The following is a 17,511-nucleotide window of genomic DNA, read 5'->3' on the forward strand; positions in this document are numbered from 1 at the left end:
ACGGTAATTTTACTGCAACAAATCAAAGCAACCCTGCGTAAAACAGGAATAAATTTTACGCAAAGTTTGTTTTCGACAAGGAGCGGGACGGCTCCAAACCGAAAGGACGCACATGTCACAAGATTCCACCATCGCGGCGCTCACACGCCGGATCGAAAACCTCGAAGCCGCCAATGAGGTGCGTAACGTGCAGATGCGCTACATGTTTCTCTGCGACACGCCGCTGCCCGAATACGGGGTCAAAGATGATGCCGAACGCATTGATCTGATCATGGAGCTGTTCTCCGAAGAGGCCGTTTGGGAAGGCGTCGGCGAATATTACGATGGTCAGTTCGGCCGTGCCGAGGGCAAAGCCGCCGTGCGCAAGCACTTCGAAGGCTTCTGGGGCGGCAAGACCGACCCGGCGCTCATTCTCAATTGCCATTACGTGACATCTGAACAAATTCACGTCTCTGAAGACGGTCTGACCGCCACCGGCCAATGGGTGCATATGCAGCCCTGGCTGTTCTCCGATGGAAAGGCGCTTTTGCGCTCGTCGCGTCTCTTCAATGCGTTCAAAAAATGCGACGATGGTGTCTGGCGCTACACGCGCAACCGCACCGAAAACGTCTTTGTCGCGCCCCTGCCCGCGACCTGGGCCTCGGACTACCCGTCGAAATCCGTGCTGATGAAGCCGTAAGGCCACGCGCGAGACAGACACACGAAAAGGGCGCCCGCTGCGGCGCCCTTTTTCATGACCGTGACATGCGACCCCGCCCTCAGGCGCGGCAATTCGGATGTTTTGCAAGTGCTGCGAGTTGCGCCGCGATGGCCTCTTGGCTCGGCTGTTGTGCAATCATCAGATCGAGAAAGGGATCCTCGACGCCACTGCGCGCCCCGGCCAGGTCCTCGACCACCGCGAGGGCACAGAAGGGCACGTAGCTTTCGGCATAACCGCCTTCCTGAATGACGCTGAGCCGCCCGTCACAAAGCGCATCGGCCAGCGCCATAGTCCCCCGCGTCAGATGGCGGAAGGTGCCCGAATGCGCCAGCATCCGTGCCAGAGGATCGACGCCATTGGCATCCAGCCCGTTGACCACCACGATCATCTCCGGCGCGAAATCGCGGATCGCCGGGGCAATGATGTGATCGAAAGCGGCGACATAGGCATCATGGCCACAGCCCGGCCAAAGCGGCACGTTGAGATTGGCCCCCTCGCCTGCCCCCGCGCCCGTGGCCGTGACGCCGCTGTTGTCCCCTTCGGGCGGAAAACAGCTTTCCTGATGGATCGAGATCGTCAAGACATCCGGGTCGTCATAGAAACAGCTCTGCGTGCCATTGCCGTGATGCACATCCCAATCGAGCACCGCGATGCGTTTGCGTCCAGCTTCCTGAGCGGCGCGCACCGCGATGGCGACATTGGCGAAAAGGCAAAACCCCATGGGCGTGTCCGGTAGGCAATGATGCCCGGAGGGGCGCGACACCGCATAGCTGCGACGACGCAGGCCCGTGGCCACATCCATCACCGCCTGTTTGACGAGGCCCGCAGACTGGCAGGCAATTTCATAACTGCCGCCCAGAAAAGGCGCGGTGGGATGAAGCGCCCCGCCGCCCGCATCGCTCATCGTCTTGAAGGCATCGAGATAGCTCTGCGGATGGATGCGCAACAGATCCTTGGTCTCAAGCGGCGGCGTAGACAGCACATCCAACGCTTCACTGAGGCCTGATGCGTCTATCAACCCTTTGAGACGGCGTTTCGGTTCGGGCGAGTCCGCATGGCCCGCCCCGGCGGAGGGCTGGACCCAGCCGCCGACCGGCTGGACCAGAACGGCGGGCGGCGTGGCGAACCAGAGGGTTTTCTCATGAAAATAAAATGCCAGTCTCTCGGAAATTTGGCTCATGCCTCCCCCTCATCCGCCTTGAATCGTGCGGGCAGTTTGCGTGCGGTGCGAAACAGCGGCACTGGCCGGTGCGCGTTCATCACCCCCCAAATGCCTTTCGGCGCGAAGAGCATCATCACGATGGCGATGAGGCCAAAGATCAGCATCGACCAGGCCTCCAGCCCCTCCAGAAGATCACGCAGCACAAAGAACAGGATCGTGCCGAGGATCGGTCCTTCGATGGTGCCGATGCCGCCGATCACCACGATGAAGATCACATAGGCCGCCCAGTTGATCGAAAAGGCGGCATCGGGGCGGACGTTGATCTGGACGATATAGATCAGCGCGCCCGTGGCCCCGGCGATGGCGGCGGCAAAGAGATAGACGATGCGTTTGGTGCGCCGGGTCTCGACCCCCACCGCGCGCGCGCCATTTTCCGTGTCGCGGATCGCCTGAAGCGCCAGCCCGGTTTTCGAACGCAGAAGAAAGAACACGCCGAAGACCGCGATCAGGGCCAAAGCGAGACCGGCGTAATAGCCGAGATCCTCACGCAGATGCCGGTCGAACTGGCCCAGGGAGCGCACGGTCCGCCCGCGCCCGCCGCCGAGCCAGTCGATATTGGCATTCACCGCCAGCCGCACGGTTTCGGCGATCACCCATGTGGCGACGGCAAAATAGGCGCCCTTGAGCCGGAACAAAAGCCAGCTCGACGGCAGGGCAAGGATCATCGCCACGACCGCGGCCAGAGGGATGGTGAGAAACGGGTTGAGGCCCAGGTCTTCGGCAAAGACCACAAGGCTATAGGCGCCGATGCCGACAAAGGCCTGCTGGCCGATGGACATCATGCCCGCATAGCCCGCCATCAGATTCCAGGCCTGCGCCAGTGCGAGGAAATAGAAGAATTCAAGCGCCGTTCGTTGAAGCGATCCGTCGCCCCAAAACGGCAGGCTCACCAGCGCCACAAGCACAGCGCCCAATAGAACCAGAGGCAGCGCCACATGCGCCTCGCGCGCATAGGGCGCTGCGGTCATCGGCGGACGGGGTTCGATCTCGGATCTGTTTTCGGACATGGGTTCAGCCCTTCTCGATGGTCTCGGGGAACAGGCCGGAGGGCCGCACGGCAAGGATGCCGAGGGTCGCCAGATGGCCTGCCAATTGGAAATACGTCGGGCTGATGGCGCCGCCGATGGTCTGCGCAAGGCCCAGGATCAACCCGCCCGCAAGCACGCCGTAGATCGACCCCATGCCACCGATGATGATCACCTCGAAGGCAAAGATCAGCCGCGCTGGCCCGTCGAAGGGCGAGAAATTCGACCGGATGCCCATGATCACGCCAGTGACCGCGATGATGGCAAAGGCCAGCCCCATGGCGAGGCCATAAATCTTGCGCCCGTCGATCCCCATCAGCTCTGCCGTGTTGGGATCGTCGGAGGTGGCGCGAAACGCCCGGCCCAGAAGCGTGCGGCCCATAAAGGCCTGAAGCGCGAAGATCAGGACCAAAAGCACGCCCAAAGTGAGGATCGGGAACAGGCCCAGCGTCAGACCGGGCGCCAGAGTGACACCCATGGTCTCGACCGCACCTTGACGCAGCACCTGACGGTCGGCGGAAAAGCCCAGAAGCAACCCGTTCTGGATCACGAAAGACAGGCCGAAGGTGATGATCACGGCCGGCATCATGCCGTCCTTGAGCGTGCGATTGAGCACCAGACGCTGAAGCCCGTAGCCGATGCAGAACATCACCGGCACCAAGACGACAAGCGACATCAGCGGCGTAAAGCCCAGGATTTGCGTGGTCAGCAAGGACAAATAGGTGGCCAAGACAATGACATCGCCATGGGCCAGATTGACCGTGCGCATGATCCCGAAGGTGAGCGACAGGCCCAGCCCGTAAAGCGCGTAAAGCCCGCCGAGGAGAATGCCGTTCAGGGCGGTGGAAATTGCGATCATTGGCTGGCTCCGAAATAGGCGTCGATCAGGGCTTGCCGGTCGATCTCGCGGGACACACCGGCCAGCTCGACATGACCTTCGAGCAGACAGGTGACGTGATCGGAGACGCTGAGCGCCCGGTTCAGGTCCTGTTCGACGAGGAGGACGGTGGTGCCTGCGGCGGAAATATCCGGCAGGCTGCGATAGATCTGATTGACCACGATGGGCGCGAGGCCGAGGGAGATTTCATCCATCAGGATCAGCCGCGGGTTCGACATGAGCGCGCGCCCGATGGCAACCATCTGTTGTTCGCCGCCCGACAGATCGAGCCCCCGGTTCATCCGGCGTTTCACCAGTTCGGGAAACAGCTCATAGACCTTGTCCTTGGTCCAAACGCCCTTGCGTTTCGGATAGGAGCCGATGATCAGATTGTCCTCGACCGTGAGCGAGGGAAACAGCCTGCGCCCCTCAGGCACCATGGCGATGCCGCGTTGGACGAGTTGGCTCGCGGGCTGGCCCGCAATGTCTTCTCCGTCAAAGAGGATGCGCCCCTCAGAGGCCGGAAGCGCGCCGCAGATCGCACGCAAAAGCGTTGTCTTGCCCGCCCCGTTCGCCCCGACAATGGCGAGAGTCTCGCCCTCTTCGGCCGTGAGAGAAATGCCGCGCAAGGCCTGAAACAAGCCGTAGCGAGCAGAGATGTTTTCGACATCCAGAAGCGCCATCACATCACCTCCCCAAGCCCGTGGTCCTCGCCGAAATAGGCGCGTTTGAAGGCCTCGCCCTCCATCACCTCTTTCGGCGCGCCCTCGGCGATCAGCTCGCCGAAATCGAGCGCGATCAACCTGTCGACCACGGCCACCAACGCATGCACCACATGTTCGATCCAGATGATCGACACGCCGGAGGCATGAATTTCCTTGATCAGCGCCACGAGATCGTGCACCTCGAAATCCGATAGCCCGCCCGCAATTTCATCGAGCAAAAGCACCTTCGGATCGCAGGCCAGCGCCCGGCTCAGCTCCAACCGTTTGCGCCCCATGAGCGACAGGCTTCCCGCCGATTTGGCGTGGCGATCCAGAAGCCCGGTGCGTTTGAGCGCGGTATAGGCGGCGTCCTCGGCGACATGACCATGCAGCCCGCCACCATGAGAGGCAGCGGTCAGCACGTTTTCCCAGACCGAGATCTGTTCGAACGGCTGCGGCACTTGAGAGGTGCGCACGATGCCGGTGCGGCAACGATGCGGCTCCGGCAGGGCGGTGATGTCGCGCCCTTGATAGAGCACCTTTCCCTCGGTGGGCGCAACCGAGCCCGCGAGCATTTTCAAAAGCGTCGTCTTGCCTGCCCCGTTGGGACCGAGCACACCCAGGGCCTCGCCTTTCGTCAGCGAAAACCCGATGGCGTCATTGACCGTCAACGCGCCATAGCGCTTGGTCAGGGCCCGTGCCTCAAGCACGGGACCATCAGTGTTGTGTTCTTGGGACACGGGAGATCACCAGACTTTTTCTTGCAGGGTGCCGTTTGTTGCGATCTCGGGAGCCACATCGTTGAAAGTACAGACCAGCTCATATTCGCCCGCCTCGGTCAGCTGCCATTGCCCGCCCGCGACCGGGGTTTTCGCGACATTCGGTGCCACCGCGAAATCGCCCCATTTGACATGGCCGACACAGGTGTCGAGATCGGTGGCGTTCATCGCCTCGACGATGGCCTCCGGGTTGACCTCCGTGGTGCGTTTGAGCGTGTCGATCGCCGCTTCGAACAGCGAATGCACATAGCCCGTGCCTTGCAGCCATTGGTTTCCGGTGGCCTCGGCATAGGCGGCGCAAAGCTCTTCGGTGGTCTGGCCGGTGAGCGAGGAGGTATAGGGGAATTGCGGCCCCCAGTAATATTCGCCCGACAGGTTCGCGCCCAGCCCGTCCGGGAAGCTCGCGACCCCTTTCGGCGTCAGCGCGGCCTTGGCGACGGTCACGAATTTAGGGGTAAAGCCCATCTGTTTCGATTGCGCCATGAAGGTCGCCAGATCCGGCGGCAGCATCACGCCGGTGACGATCTCGACCCCGGCCCGTTTGAAGGCGTTGATCTCGGCAGAGAAGTCGTCCTTGAGGTTCTGATAGCGGCCCGGATCGACAAGGGTAAACCCGGCATCCTTGAGGGCGGGCGGAAAGCCCAGCTCCGCGTCGGCAAAGGCGATGCCGTCCGGGTCATTGGGCCAAAGCGCGCCCACAACCTTGTTGGTCTCAAGCCCGTTCCAAAGCCCGAAATAAACCTCAAGCAGATCTTCCGATCCCCAGAAAAAGTGGTTGGTGTAGGTGAACGTCTTTTCACCGGGCACACCGCCGCGCCCGAAATACCAGCTTTGCCAAGGGGTTGCGTTGGAAATGCACGGCACACCATTGAGCTCGCAGAGATCGGCGACAGGGTTCGTCGTGTCCGGGGTGGAGCCGACCAGCATGAGATCGACCTCGTCCTGATAGATCAGATCTGAGGCCATGTCGCCCGCGCGGTTCGGATCGGATTGGGTGTCCTTGTCGATGATCTCGAAATCGAAACTGCCGGCGGCGGTGTCGATCTTGCCGCCCATGGCCGAACGAATCGCGTCGATCACGAATCCGTCGCTTTCGGAGATCTGGCTGAGCGCGCCCGAGCGCGGCGAGATATAGCCGACGCGCAGGGTGCCGCCCGCCGCATGGGCGCGACGTGCCGACAGGATGGAAGGCGCAAAGAGCGTGGTGGCAGCCGTGGCCTTGATCAGTTGGCGCCGGTTCATGTGCAGTTTCGTCATGATGTCAGTTCCCTGTTGTGCGTAGCTGGTATGTGCGAAAATCTGAGTCAGGCGGTGACTTTGCCCTTGATGAGATCGGCGCATTTCTCGCCGATCATGATGGCCGGGGCGTTGGTGTTGCCCGAGGGCACGGCGGGCATGATCGAGGCATCCGCGACGCGCAGCCCTTTGACCCCGTAGACCCGCAGTTCCGGGTCCACGACGGACAGCGCATCCGTACCCATTTTGCAGGTGCCGACCTGGTGGTGATAGCTGCCCACGGCGGAGCGGGCATAGTCGGCCAGCGCCGCGTCGGTCTGCACCTCCGGTCCCGGATAAACCTCCCGCGTCACCCACGCTTCGAGCGCCGGTTGCGCGGTCAGCTCGCGGATCTGTTTCATCGAGGTGACGAGGCAATCGACATCGTATTGCGTCGACAGAAGGTTCGGATCGAGCGCCACCGGATCGTCGATGCTTTTGCCGGTGAGCCACATCTCGCCCCGCGACGACGGACGGACGCCCGCGGCGTGAAGGGTAAAGGCGTTCATCGGCCCCTCCTGCCCCGGCGCGTAGGCGGGGACGGAGAAGAACAGCGGCTGCAAATCCGGCACCGCCATATCGGGATGGGATTTGGTGAACATATGCACCTGCATCGGCGGCAGGTTGGGGTTCGTCGGGAAGGGATAATCTTCCTTGCTCTCATAGACCATCGGCAGAAAGGTGTGATCGTGCAGGTTCTTGCCCACGCCGGGCAGGTCCACGATCACGTCGATGCCGATCTCTTCGAGATGCTCTTTCGGGCCGATGCCCGAGAGCATGAGGAGTTTCGGGCTTTCAAGCGTGCCCGCCGACAGGATCACCTCCTTGCCCGCGTTGATCGTGACCGATCCGCTGGCGGTCTTGAGAACCACGCCCTTGACCACCTCGCCTTCGATCAGGACCTTCTCGGCCCGCGCGCCCGACATGACGGTCAGATTGGGACGATTGTGCACCGGGTCGATATAGCCCGCAGCGGTAGAGGCACGTGTGCCGTCCTTGATGTTGTATTGAATCCGGGAAATACCTTCGGTGGTTTCGCCGTTGTAATCCTCGTTATAGGGAATGCCCGCCTGTACACCGGCCTCGATCAGCGCATCCATCACCGGATGCGCCTCGTAGTCCTTGATCACATGGAGCGGGCCGCCGGTGGCGCGATAGTCATCTTCGCCGCCTTCCCAATCTTCGATCTTCTTGAAATAGGGCAGGACATTTTCCCAATCCCAGCCATAGCAGCCCTGAAGCGCCCAGGCGTCGTAATCGGTCTTGTCACCGCGCACATAGATCATACCGTTCATAGAGGAACAGCCGCCCATCACCTTGCCGCGCGGCCAATAGACCTCGCGATTATGTGCATGTTTCTGCGGCACGGTGGAAAAGCCCCAGTCATAATCCGAGAACCAGATGTCGATCACCCGCAGCGGCGTGGAGACCATGTCGGGCGTGTCGCCATGTCCGGCCTCAACGAGCAGGACCGAGGTGTCCGGGTCCTCCGACAGACGCCCGGCGATGGCACATCCGGCAGAGCCCGCGCCGCAGACGATGTAATCAAAGGTCTTGCCGTTCAGTTCGGTGGAGAGAGTCGGGTAGGCATGCGTATTCATGGAAATATCCTGTCAAGTGGCATGTAAATACAGCCCATGCACATCGGTGCGCATGGAGGGAGAGACCGCGTGAGAGATAGGGAATGTGGCGTCAGCCGGGGCTGTAAATGACAGTCATGAGATCGTTTCCTCGCTGTTGGATCAAAACCGCAGCGCCCTCTTTATGGGGTTCGTCTTGCGGGGATGTGCCGCACAAGCGCGGCACATGAACGACAAAGGACCCCGCGTCAGGGAAACCGCGAGGCCCCTCACCTTATGCGGGGTAAGCCACACATACGGATTTGGTTTCGAGATAGTTCTCAAGCGCGCCTGCGCCGTGTTCGCGCCCTATGCCCGATTGTTTGTAGCCGCCAAAGGGCATGTTCATATCCGGGATGTTATGGGCATTAACCCAGACCGTCCCGGCCTTGATCTTCGGCACATAGCGCATGACCTTGTTGACATCCGTGGTCCAGATCGACGCGCCCAGACCGTAGATCGTGTCATTTGCCAGGGTCATCGCCTCGTCACCATCCTCGAAGGGCGTCACCGAGATCACCGGACCGAATACCTCATTGCGCATGATGGACATATCCTGCGTGGTGTTGGTGAAAATCTCCGGCGCGACATAATAGCCCTGGTTCGGCGTCACCCCGTTCAACAGCGGCGTGGCCCCCTCTTCGATGGCGCGGGCAACGCAGGATTTCACATGCTGCTGGTGTTTCGCCGAAACCACCGGGTTGATCATATTCGCAGTGGACAGGCCGCTTCCCATCGGCAGGCTGCCAGCAATCCCGGCGATCACTTCGAGCGCCTTTTCGTAAATCCCTTTCTGGATATAGAGACGCGTGCCGGAGGTGCAGGTCTGGCCGGTGTTGAACATCGTGCCGATGCCCACCGCATTGCCCAGAAGATCGAGATCCATATCGTCGAACATCACCATCGGCGCCTTGCCACCAAGTTCGAGCGTCACCGGCTTGACGTCTTTCATCGCCTGCGCGCCGATGATCTTTCCGACGCTCGTGGAACCAGTAAAGGTGATCTTGTCGACACCCGGGTGCGCCACCAGCGGAGCACCTGCGTCTTCTCCCGTTCCCGTGATCACATTGACCACACCTTCGGGAAATCCCGCGTCGAGGCACAATTGTGCCAGATACATCGAGGTCAGCGGCGTCTCTTCTGCCGGTTTCAACACGACGGTGCATCCGGCGGCCAGCGCAGGCGCAAGTTTCCACACCGCCATTCCGAGCGGGAAGTTCCACGGCGTAATCGCCGCAACCACACCAACCGCCTCCTTGCGGGTCTGGGCCTGATAGCTCATGCCCGGCGGCACGTTGATTGATACGTCAAAGGTCTGACCGTAAATCTTTGTCGCCCACCCGGCCATGTAGCGGATATATTCCGACGAGGCCTGAACCTCGATCAAACGCGACAACATCACGTTCTTGCCGTTCTCCAGCGTCTCGATCTGGGCCAACTCCTCGCCGTGATCCTCCAAAAGATCGGCCAGTTTGAGCATCAGGTTTTGGCGCGCAATCGCTGGCAGCGCGGACCATTGGCCTTCGAAAGCGACGCGTGCGGCCTTCACGGCCGCGTCCACATCTTCAGGCCCCGCCGCGGGAACCTGTGCCAACTCCCCGCCTGTGGCGGGATCGTAAACGGCGAAACTTTTCCCGGAGAGCGCATCGCAGCTCTGAGCGCCAACCGTCATCTTCGGAGCTTTGAGAAATGCAGAAACGGATGGGAGAAGGGACTCCACATCACTGCCGGGCGCAGCAATTTTCATTTTGACCTCCAAGGGACATATAGTGCGGTTTATTTTACCTCTTCTGATATTCGAGAAGCGGTATTTGCATTATTGTTACCGTGAAATTTGACGCACCAGAGTTGCGCTGTCAAATTTAAATGAAAATTAACGCAATATTTTTCTGCTTTTTATATTTTGCACAAATGTCGATCACATTTTGGGAAAAATGGCGTTGCCTTGTCGCGTCATGCCGCATTTCGGAAACAAAGACATCATGCCGAAATGCCGTTCATCTCACCAAATCGCAAAAGACCAAAATCGGACGTCGTAAAGAATCCCAGATGAAGTTTTTAAAGGACTGGGAATACTACGGCCACGCGGGGTTTCTGATCACCCATATGTTGAGGCCCCTGAGTTGGATCGGGTTTCGGGCGGAGACCCGCGATCGCGATAAAAGGTCCGAAAAGACCTATGAAGCTGCGTTACAATTCGCCATGTCTTGTCGCCAGCCTGCTGTGAGCTGGGCAACCGTCACTGCGCCAAGTGATCGCTCAAATTGACTCCGCGCTGCGTTCAATGCTTCGGTCGTGGCGGCGTTCGCTTCGCGGGCAAGCAGACAGGTTGGCTCATCCTCATCGTTGCCAAGCGCAAACAAGGTCGGTGAACCCAGGGCCCTGTAAATGGCAAGCAGGGTGACTTCGCTCAGCGGTTTGATCAATATCCAGCCACCGCCATGCCCTTTCGTGGACGTGACAATTTCCGCATCACGCAGCCCTGCCATCGTGCGGCGCACCACGGCGGAATTGGTCTGCAACATCTGCGCGATTAGGTCTGATGTCGCTGGCTCATCCATGCCATCAAGATGGAGAAGGGCATGAAGGACGCGGGAAAGCCTTTTATCCTGACGCATTTGGGTCTCCATCGCTCATATGTAACATTTGAAAACACAAGAGATTGACACCCCCTGCATTATGATACATTTGACGTTACATGAATACGAGCAAAAGCACCATGCCCGATGTGTCTCAACACGAGCCGCGCTCCGACAGGTGGATGGCCTTGGCCGTTCTGTTCCTTGCCAGCTTCATGAACCTGATTGACGTCAGCATCGTGAATGTCGCCCTGCCCCGCATACAAGCGGACACGGGTGCAACGGCGACCCAGCTTGAATGGGTGGCGGCGATCTACGTTCTTGCCCTTGCCGTGGGCCTCCTGCCCTTTGGGCGCTTCGGTGATGTGTTCGGACGCCGTCGCATGTTCATTTTGGGCCTGTTCGGGTTCACGGTCGCATCCGTTCTTTGCGGGGTCGCGCCTGATATCCTGACCTTGATTGCAGCACGCGCTGCACAGGGTATCTTCGCCGCAATGATGGTGCCGCAGGTTCTTGCGATTGTGCATGTGATCTTTCCAACGGATGAAAAGGCCCGTGTCTTTGGTCTGTTCGGTACAATTTCAAGCCTTGGCGTCGTCGCAGGACCGATCATTGGCGGCGCGGTGATTACCGCTGATGTCGCTGGGCTGGGCTGGCGGCTGGCCTTTCTGATCAACATTCCGCTTGGTGTGGTCGCCTTGATCGGCGCACTGCGCTTTGTCCCTGATCTGGAGACGGACACCACATTGCGCCCCGACTGGATCGGAACGGGATTATTTGCCGGGGCAATCGTTCTTTTGGTCCTGCCACTGATCGAAGGCCGCGTTCTTGGCTGGCCTTGGTGGAGCTTTGCCGCACTCCTGGCCTGTGTGCCAATGATGGTCGGCTTTGTGCTTTGGGAATGTCGCTTGAGCAAACGCGGCTTGTCCGCGGTGATGCCCGAAGGACTTTTGGCAAACCGGCCCTACCTGATCCGCCTTGGGTTGGTGATCTTGTTCTTCTCCGGCATCCCCGGTCTGTTCCTTGTCCTCGCCATCTTCCTGCAATCCGGGTTTGGCCTGTCCGCCCTGCAAAGCGGCCTTGTGACCACGCCTTTCCCTGTCGGGGTTATGTTGGCGTCCACACTCACAGCCCGATTTGGAAACGGGTCTTTGACACTCAGAATTGCGTGCGGCGCTGCATTGCTGACGATCGGCATGATTGGACTTCGAGTCGTGATCAACGGCGTTGGGACTGACCTGAACCCGTATCTGTTCACCGTGCCGTTGCTCATCTGCGGCTTTGGCATGGGAACGGCGGTCATGTCGCTGTTTCAGGTCACGATGTCGAGCGTTGAAGCACAAGATGCAGGGGCCGGTTCTGGTGCCATGCAAGCGGTCCAACAAGTCGGCGCCGCCCTCGGCATCGCAATCGCAGGTCAGATCTTCTTCTCCCTGCTCGGTGAGGACGGGATGGAAGGGCGCACAGAGGCCACGTCCCGTTTTGTCCATGCCGCATCACAAGCCACGCTCTATTCGATGGCCGTCTTTACAGCATTGGCTCTCGGCCTTGGAGTGTCAGCCTATCGCAACAGGCAGACCCCACAATGACCGATAGATCATCAAACCCGTCGCAAGATTTTTGGGAACCACATTGCGCCCAAAAGACTCGTCCGTCTCGCGGCTGTTTTGAAGCAGTTTGTCGAGGCGCGACCAATCGGAACCGCGCTTGACGCGGGTTGCCCCCTGCCCCACCACGCGCTCCACGTCTTTGCCACCAACCGGCGAAGCACGCGCAAAGAGCATGGCGCTCGCCCACCGGTTTCCGCGTCTTGGTAACCTTGGTCATGGTGTGATCCCGTAGAGCCAAAAGGTCGGCCGTCCGGTCAGTCCCTCTGCGACACCCAGCTCGACCAGCCGATCCTTTCGCCCGGAGCTTCGGAGCGATGGCGTGAAGCGTTTCCACCCGATGGGCCAGATCCCGCGCTCTTCGGATCGTCTCCTCGATTGACTCGAGGATCCGGCCTGAACCGCCGGTTCTGCTCCCTGCCCGCTCCGCCCGGCGTCCAGCCAGCCACATCGCAACAGTTCTGGCCGGAATCCAACGCAAACACGCGCGCGCCCCGGTGCAAAAGGAGACGATCCTGGCCGAGAAAGAGTCCGAGTGAACCTGACCAAAGCCGCCGCTCTTTAAATCCCTGCCTCGGCAGTTCTTCAAGCGCGCAATCGTCTCTAACGGCGCGCCTGACCGGCCTGAAGGAGTGCACACGATCCTGAAATTCACTCAGGGCGGCCGCACAATAGAAATCCGGCAAGTCAAATACCTGAACAACATCGTCGGTCAGGATCATCGTTTCATCAAGCGGATCATCCAACCGATGATGGGCTTCAAGGCCTTTCATTCGGCCCCGCATCTGGGTCACGTCCTCAGTGAGCGATCTTAGGGAACGGTTAACCTGGTGCTCCGCATCCAAATGTGATCGTTAACTTCGTCCGCCATAAAGGCAAAACCGAGACGCAAGCGGGCGGATCGTTTCCGCGCGGGTATTTACACGGCACCTCATTTTCGACACGGAAGGGCAGGGGGCTTATCTCGAAGGTGATCAAAGATATCGTCTCGCCCTACCTAAAAAGGTCGATCGGTGCAAAGTTCACAGCTGTGAACTCATGGCAGACGAGTCTTAAAATCGGTCCAATCTTGGCTCAGGAAATTTGCACTGCCGTCGTACTCGATGTTGTCCGGCGCATTCGAAACCACTCACTTCACCCGAAGTCATCGCTCTTACAGCAAAAGGGCAGGGGGCAACGCAACATATACCAAATGGTCGACCCCGCCGCGATAACAGCGATTAGAGACAAATCCAGCCATATAGAGTCTTTTCAGAATCATATTAGACACTAAACCTCCGCACAGCGTAGCTCAGGGAAGAAGAGTTCACAGCTGTGAACTTCCTCCGACAACCCCACTGCACCAACGGCTCACGCCGCTTCGCGCCGCATCAAAGCCATGACCATCGGACCCGAGGAAAACTCACCCATCTCTGCTTTTGCGCTGAGGCTGCGCAGATACCCGCCCGGCGACCGAATGTCGTTCACCCGCTCCAGCATGGCGGCCAAAACCACGGCAGCCTCGACCGGCCCCATATGCCGTTTTGCCTCATCCCAGGCGGAAGGCGAAATTCCCATCATCGGCCGAACCATCTCAGCGGCGCGGACGAATTCATGCCAATGCCGGATAGGGCCGTCGAAATATGTGAGGATTTCACGACAAGACCGCAGCACCAGCCCCAAAGGCAGGTTTGGCATGCGAATGTCAGGTTCTGGTGGAGCGAGCTCCTCATTATCCGAATCGTCATCCTTTGCTCTCGTCAAACGATCGGGCAGGTCAGGGGCGCTGACCCCGCCGCCTTTTGCCAATTCTTGGCTAAGTTCAGAATCATAAGAGTCTTTATTTGAATTCTGATAGTGCTGCTCATCTTGAGACTCATTGGTGCTCATATTCTCTGTACCAACAGGTTCGAGAATGTTGCGGGCGCGGTCCAATGCATCGCGGAGAACGACCTCGATCTTCTCAAGATCGGACAGTTGCAACCTCCTGCGAAGCTCACGAGCCGTCAGCGCGGCCAAGTCCGACATCTGGGTCCAGATCGGCAGATCAGGGCGGATCTCCTCGCCGTAGACGCTCAGAGCGGCCAGATCGCGCCGCATGAGGCTCACAGCTTCCCGGAGACGCTTGAAGGCCTCTGCCTCGGCGCGCACGGTCTCTGCGGCCTCGCAGAACTCCTCGAAGCGGGCCACAAGCGGCGTGAGATCGAAACCGTAAACGATCTTTTCCTCACCAAACCGCCGCGCGTAGCGTTTGCCATTGGGGCTATCACGACGGATCACCACGCCGGCATGCACCAGACGGCCGAGATGGCGCCGCATGGTCGAGGCGGGCATACCATTGAGCCGCTCACAAATCGACTTGTTCGACGGGTGCACAACAAGATCGGTGTCATTGCCCCCCAGGATCGTCGCCTGGTGAAAACTCACCAGCGCCTGCAATACGGTCATGTCGCGATCGGTCAGGCCAAAGGCCTCACGCGCCGCAGAAAGCTCGCGCAGGGCCTCCCATTTGTTGACACCGCTGGGCGGCAGCTCTGTGTGGGTCCGGGCCTGATGTTTCAGGATGACAGCATCAAGGGTTCGCCGAAACGGCGAGACGGGTGTGTAGTCCATAGATCATCACGAAGACAAAATTTTCCCGCTCCGCGAATCACTTTGGACTTGCGGATTTGACGGTGCGACACTACCTTGAAGGTGCTAGAAACAAGTTAGGGTCTCGTAGGGCGATGTCTTTACGGGGCCTTTTCTTTTGTCGGCTCGTGCCTCCTGTGTTTTGTTGTTCTGCTCTTTAGTCTTCGCCGCGCTGTTTCCAACGCGCGTGAAGGTCTGAAATCAAATCTTGCGCCTCAGCCGCCACCCAATCGGCAAATTCACCGGTCTCCAGCGTGATCGCCACGCCTTTTGCGGTGCGTTTGACCCCGCCAACGCGGGCACCATCGAGGGTGAGAACCTGCGGTTTGGGCTGGACTTGGGTCTGTTTCTTGGCGGTGCTGGCCGTGTTCACGGTTTTTTCGACCAGCTTGGCGACGGCCTCAAAGGCCGCGCCCGAAAGATCGACCGGGTCGGGGGCCTGGCCTTCAACGACCATGTCCACCTGCGATTTTGTATATACATTTTCGGCGGCCCGCATCAGCTTCTCGCGGTCCAGCCCATGCTCCTCGATCGCGCGCGCAAGCGCGTCCCACCGGGGCCGACCGATCCCATGCGCCGCTCCGATCATCCGGATCAAATCGACGCCGACCATATCGACAATGCTCAAGGCCATCGAAATCGAAGATTTAGTGACCGTGAGCACCTCGGCGACCTGCGCCTGGGTGCCGAATCCATTGTCGATCAGCTCCCGGGCAAAGAGGGCCTTTTCGATGTAGGAGAGATCGCGCCGGGCCATGTTCTCGGAAATCTGCGCCCGCACGGCGGCATCGTCGTCGAGGTTGGCCACCAAGGCGCGGACTTTCTCGACCTTCTCCGAGGTGCGGATCGCCTCAAGACGCCGACGCCCGTAAACCAAAAGGTAACGATCCGGTTCGCTCGGATGGCGTCGCACCAGAATGGGCACGGTCTGACCATTTTGCTCAATCGCATCGCGCAGATCGGCCACATCGTCCGGGTCGAGCCGGTCGGAAAGCCGGTCATCCAAGACCTGTTCCGGGTCGAGATCCCAGACCCGATGCCCATCGACCGCATCACGGGCGGACCGCAGAGCGCGGTTGTTCGACATCATCGAGGTCGCCGCGGTCGGGGAGGGGGCTCCTGCCGCGGCGAGGCTGTCGAGCATGGACATCCGCTTTTTCTTGCTGCTGGTCATGAGCGCCCCCATGTTTTCTGGATCAGATCTGCGATTTCGTCGTTCAACGCATTCAGACTTTCGACCGCGCGATCATAGGTCGAGCGGGTGAAGGCGGAACGTTCCACCTCGTAGAGGGTCTGTTTGGTCAGCCCGGCGTCCGAAATGGCGGTGGATTTGAGCATTGGGGCATTGAGCACGGTCTCGCCGTACATGGTCCGAAGAAAGGCCACGATGCGGTTTTGCGGCGCGTCCGAAGGCTCGTATCGGGTGAGCACATAGCGCATCCAGTCATGCGACATGTCAGCGCCACTTTCGGCGATCACATCCATCAGATCGGCGGTCATGCGCAGGAATTGCGACATGGACATCACATCGAGCATTTCGGGGTGGATCGTCACAAGAACGCCGGTCGAGGCGGAGAGCGCCGACATGGTGAGAAAGCCCAATTGTGGCGGACAGTCGATCACCACCACGTCGTAGTTGTCATCGACCTGCGCCAGCGCTTCCTTGACCCGGAAAAAGAACAGTCCGGCATTGCCCTGAGACAGGGCGCGCGGGGTTTCATGTTCGAATTCCATCAATTCGAGGTTGCCCGGGATCAGGTCGAGATTGGGAATATAGGTCGGGCGGATCACCTCGCGGATCGGCACGGGATCGTCATAGCGGATCGCATCATAGAGCGTGCCGCCGTCTTCGAGATCAAACTCGGGCTGGACGCCATGAAGCGCGGTGAGAGAGGCCTGCGGGTCGAGATCGATCGCCAGCACCCGATACCCCAAGAGCGCCAGACGCTGCGCCAGATGGGCGGAGGTCGTGGTTTTACCTGAGCCGCCTTTGAAGTTCATCACGCCGATGATTTGGAGGTGATCGCCATCGCGCCGTCCGGGCAGGTAGTCACCGGGTTTGCGTGCTGTTTTTTCCAAAAGCTCGCGCAACGCCTGAATATCATGTGCTGAATAGAGGCGGCGGTTGCCGGGCGTCAGTTCGGGGGAGGGGCCTTTGCCGTCGAGATGCAGTTTGCGCAGGTAGGAATCGTTCACCCCGAGAAGCGCAGCCGCCTCACCGGACATGAATTTGCGCATCTGTTTTGAGGCGTCCGGCGGAAACAGGCTCTCGCGTTGCGAATGCAATTGCGCCGCCAGCCGTTCAGAATGTTGACGGATGACCTCATTGAGGTCTTGATGTGTGGAAATCCCACCCGCCATGGTCTTTGCCGCCATGTGTTTTGCCCTTGTCTGACTCAGGTCTGGCGCCTGATGTCTCTCTGAACCGGCCAGAGCGGGTCACAGGATGACCGCGAAAGACCAGTGGTTGCCTCGTGTGTCCGGAACGTGTTCACGGATTTTGACGTTTATCGC

The 17,511-nt window shown here is 59.6% G+C and carries 14 protein-coding genes and 1 pseudogene; 3 read left to right on the top strand and 12 right to left on the bottom strand.

The window, feature by feature from the left end:
- Positions 1–112: 112 nt before the first annotated feature.
- A complete protein-coding gene (locus HCZ23_RS17700) occupies positions 113–679 on the top strand; it encodes a nuclear transport factor 2 family protein (protein ID WP_167603084.1) in 567 nt (188 codons plus the stop codon).
- A 79-nt stretch (positions 680–758) separates the two neighbouring features.
- Here HCZ23_RS17700 and HCZ23_RS17705 read toward each other — a convergent pair whose 3' ends face one another.
- From HCZ23_RS17705 to HCZ23_RS17745, 9 genes are all read right to left on the bottom strand, one after another.
- Complete coding sequence (locus HCZ23_RS17705; protein WP_167603085.1) at positions 759–1,880, bottom strand: class II histone deacetylase; 1,122 nt, start codon at positions 1,878–1,880, stop codon at positions 759–761.
- Entirely contained in the window at positions 1,877–2,929 is a 1,053-nt protein-coding gene (locus HCZ23_RS17710) for a branched-chain amino acid ABC transporter permease (RefSeq protein ID WP_217703255.1), read from the bottom strand. Before HCZ23_RS17710 ends, HCZ23_RS17705 begins: the two co-directional genes overlap by 4 nt.
- A gap of 4 nt (positions 2,930–2,933) precedes the next feature.
- Entirely contained in the window at positions 2,934–3,806 is an 873-nt protein-coding gene (locus tag HCZ23_RS17715; RefSeq protein WP_167603086.1) for a branched-chain amino acid ABC transporter permease, read from the bottom strand.
- Positions 3,803–4,507, bottom strand: coding sequence for an ABC transporter ATP-binding protein (locus HCZ23_RS17720; RefSeq protein WP_167603087.1), 705 nt, complete (start codon positions 4,505–4,507; stop codon positions 3,803–3,805). Before HCZ23_RS17720 ends, HCZ23_RS17715 begins: the two co-directional genes overlap by 4 nt.
- On the bottom strand, positions 4,507–5,238 hold the full coding sequence (locus HCZ23_RS17725) for an ATP-binding cassette domain-containing protein (RefSeq protein ID WP_167603088.1): 732 nt from the start codon (positions 5,236–5,238) through the stop codon (positions 4,507–4,509). The genes HCZ23_RS17720 and HCZ23_RS17725 overlap by 1 nt, the downstream gene beginning before the upstream one ends.
- Before the next feature lie 36 nt (positions 5,239–5,274).
- Positions 5,275–6,564, bottom strand: a complete 1,290-nt coding sequence (locus tag HCZ23_RS17730; RefSeq protein ID WP_167603089.1) for an ABC transporter substrate-binding protein — start codon at positions 6,562–6,564, stop codon at positions 5,275–5,277.
- 47 nt (positions 6,565–6,611) lie between these two features.
- Positions 6,612–8,183, bottom strand: coding sequence for a GMC family oxidoreductase (locus HCZ23_RS17735; RefSeq protein ID WP_167603090.1), 1,572 nt, complete (start codon positions 8,181–8,183; stop codon positions 6,612–6,614).
- Positions 8,184–8,436: 253 nt separating this feature from the next.
- The gene (locus HCZ23_RS17740; protein WP_254870375.1) at positions 8,437–9,873 is read right to left on the bottom strand and encodes an aldehyde dehydrogenase; all 1,437 of its coding nucleotides are present in this window, start codon (positions 9,871–9,873) and stop codon (positions 8,437–8,439) included.
- Between the two features lie 505 nt (positions 9,874–10,378).
- Positions 10,379–10,819, bottom strand: coding sequence for an Rrf2 family transcriptional regulator (locus HCZ23_RS17745; RefSeq protein WP_167603092.1), 441 nt, complete (start codon positions 10,817–10,819; stop codon positions 10,379–10,381).
- Between the two features lie 101 nt (positions 10,820–10,920).
- On the opposite strand from HCZ23_RS17745, the gene HCZ23_RS17750 reads away from it, so the two are divergent.
- Complete coding sequence (locus tag HCZ23_RS17750) at positions 10,921–12,369, top strand: MFS transporter (RefSeq protein WP_167603093.1); 1,449 nt, start codon at positions 10,921–10,923, stop codon at positions 12,367–12,369.
- Between the two features lie 593 nt (positions 12,370–12,962).
- Positions 12,963–13,166: pseudogene (locus tag HCZ23_RS17755) on the top strand (DDE-type integrase/transposase/recombinase); the annotation flags it as partial.
- A gap of 571 nt (positions 13,167–13,737) precedes the next feature.
- Here the strand turns inward: HCZ23_RS17755 and repC are convergent.
- The 3 genes from repC to repA all read right to left on the bottom strand — a co-directional run bounded on the left by repC (position 13,738) and on the right by repA (position 17,373).
- Positions 13,738–14,979: a plasmid replication protein RepC gene (repC, locus tag HCZ23_RS17760; protein ID WP_167603094.1), complete on the bottom strand. Its 1,242-nt coding sequence runs from the start codon at positions 14,977–14,979 to the stop codon at positions 13,738–13,740.
- 175 nt (positions 14,980–15,154) lie between these two features.
- Complete coding sequence (gene repB / locus HCZ23_RS17765; protein WP_167603095.1) at positions 15,155–16,171, bottom strand: plasmid partitioning protein RepB; 1,017 nt, start codon at positions 16,169–16,171, stop codon at positions 15,155–15,157.
- Positions 16,168–17,373 (bottom strand): plasmid partitioning protein RepA, encoded by a 1,206-nt coding sequence (gene repA / locus HCZ23_RS17770; RefSeq protein ID WP_254870376.1) that lies wholly within the window; start codon positions 17,371–17,373, stop codon positions 16,168–16,170. The genes repB and repA overlap by 4 nt, the downstream gene beginning before the upstream one ends.
- Between the last annotated feature and the right edge of the window lie 138 nt (positions 17,374–17,511).

It is taken from the genome of Celeribacter sp. HF31, assembly GCF_011806455.1.
Taxonomy (GTDB): domain Bacteria; phylum Pseudomonadota; class Alphaproteobacteria; order Rhodobacterales; family Rhodobacteraceae; genus Celeribacter.

What these genes read in the sequence shown, in the direction of transcription:
- HCZ23_RS17720 (WP_167603087.1), bottom strand. Translation starts at nt 4,507, where the DNA reads ATGGCGCTTCTGGATGTCGAAAACATCTCTGCTCGCTACGGCTTGTTT.
- HCZ23_RS17710 (WP_217703255.1), bottom strand. Translation starts at nt 2,929, where the DNA reads ATGTCCGAAAACAGATCCGAGATCGAACCCCGTCCGCCGATGACCGCA.
- repC (WP_167603094.1), bottom strand. Translation starts at nt 14,979, where the DNA reads ATGGACTACACACCCGTCTCGCCGTTTCGGCGAACCCTTGATGCTGTC.
- HCZ23_RS17705 (WP_167603085.1), bottom strand. Translation starts at nt 1,880, where the DNA reads ATGAGCCAAATTTCCGAGAGACTGGCATTTTATTTTCATGAGAAAACC.
- repA (WP_254870376.1), bottom strand. Translation starts at nt 17,373, where the DNA reads ATGGCGGCAAAGACCATGGCGGGTGGGATTTCCACACATCAAGACCTC.
- repB (WP_167603095.1), bottom strand. Translation starts at nt 16,171, where the DNA reads ATGACCAGCAGCAAGAAAAAGCGGATGTCCATGCTCGACAGCCTCGCC.
- HCZ23_RS17750 (WP_167603093.1), top strand. Translation starts at nt 10,921, where the DNA reads ATGCCCGATGTGTCTCAACACGAGCCGCGCTCCGACAGGTGGATGGCC.
- HCZ23_RS17745 (WP_167603092.1), bottom strand. Translation starts at nt 10,819, where the DNA reads ATGCGTCAGGATAAAAGGCTTTCCCGCGTCCTTCATGCCCTTCTCCAT.
- HCZ23_RS17730 (WP_167603089.1), bottom strand. Translation starts at nt 6,564, where the DNA reads ATGACGAAACTGCACATGAACCGGCGCCAACTGATCAAGGCCACGGCT.
- HCZ23_RS17715 (WP_167603086.1), bottom strand. Translation starts at nt 3,806, where the DNA reads ATGATCGCAATTTCCACCGCCCTGAACGGCATTCTCCTCGGCGGGCTT.
- HCZ23_RS17740 (WP_254870375.1), bottom strand. Translation starts at nt 9,873, where the DNA reads ATGACGGTTGGCGCTCAGAGCTGCGATGCGCTCTCCGGGAAAAGTTTC.
- HCZ23_RS17735 (WP_167603090.1), bottom strand. Translation starts at nt 8,183, where the DNA reads ATGAATACGCATGCCTACCCGACTCTCTCCACCGAACTGAACGGCAAG.
- HCZ23_RS17700 (WP_167603084.1), top strand. Translation starts at nt 113, where the DNA reads ATGTCACAAGATTCCACCATCGCGGCGCTCACACGCCGGATCGAAAAC.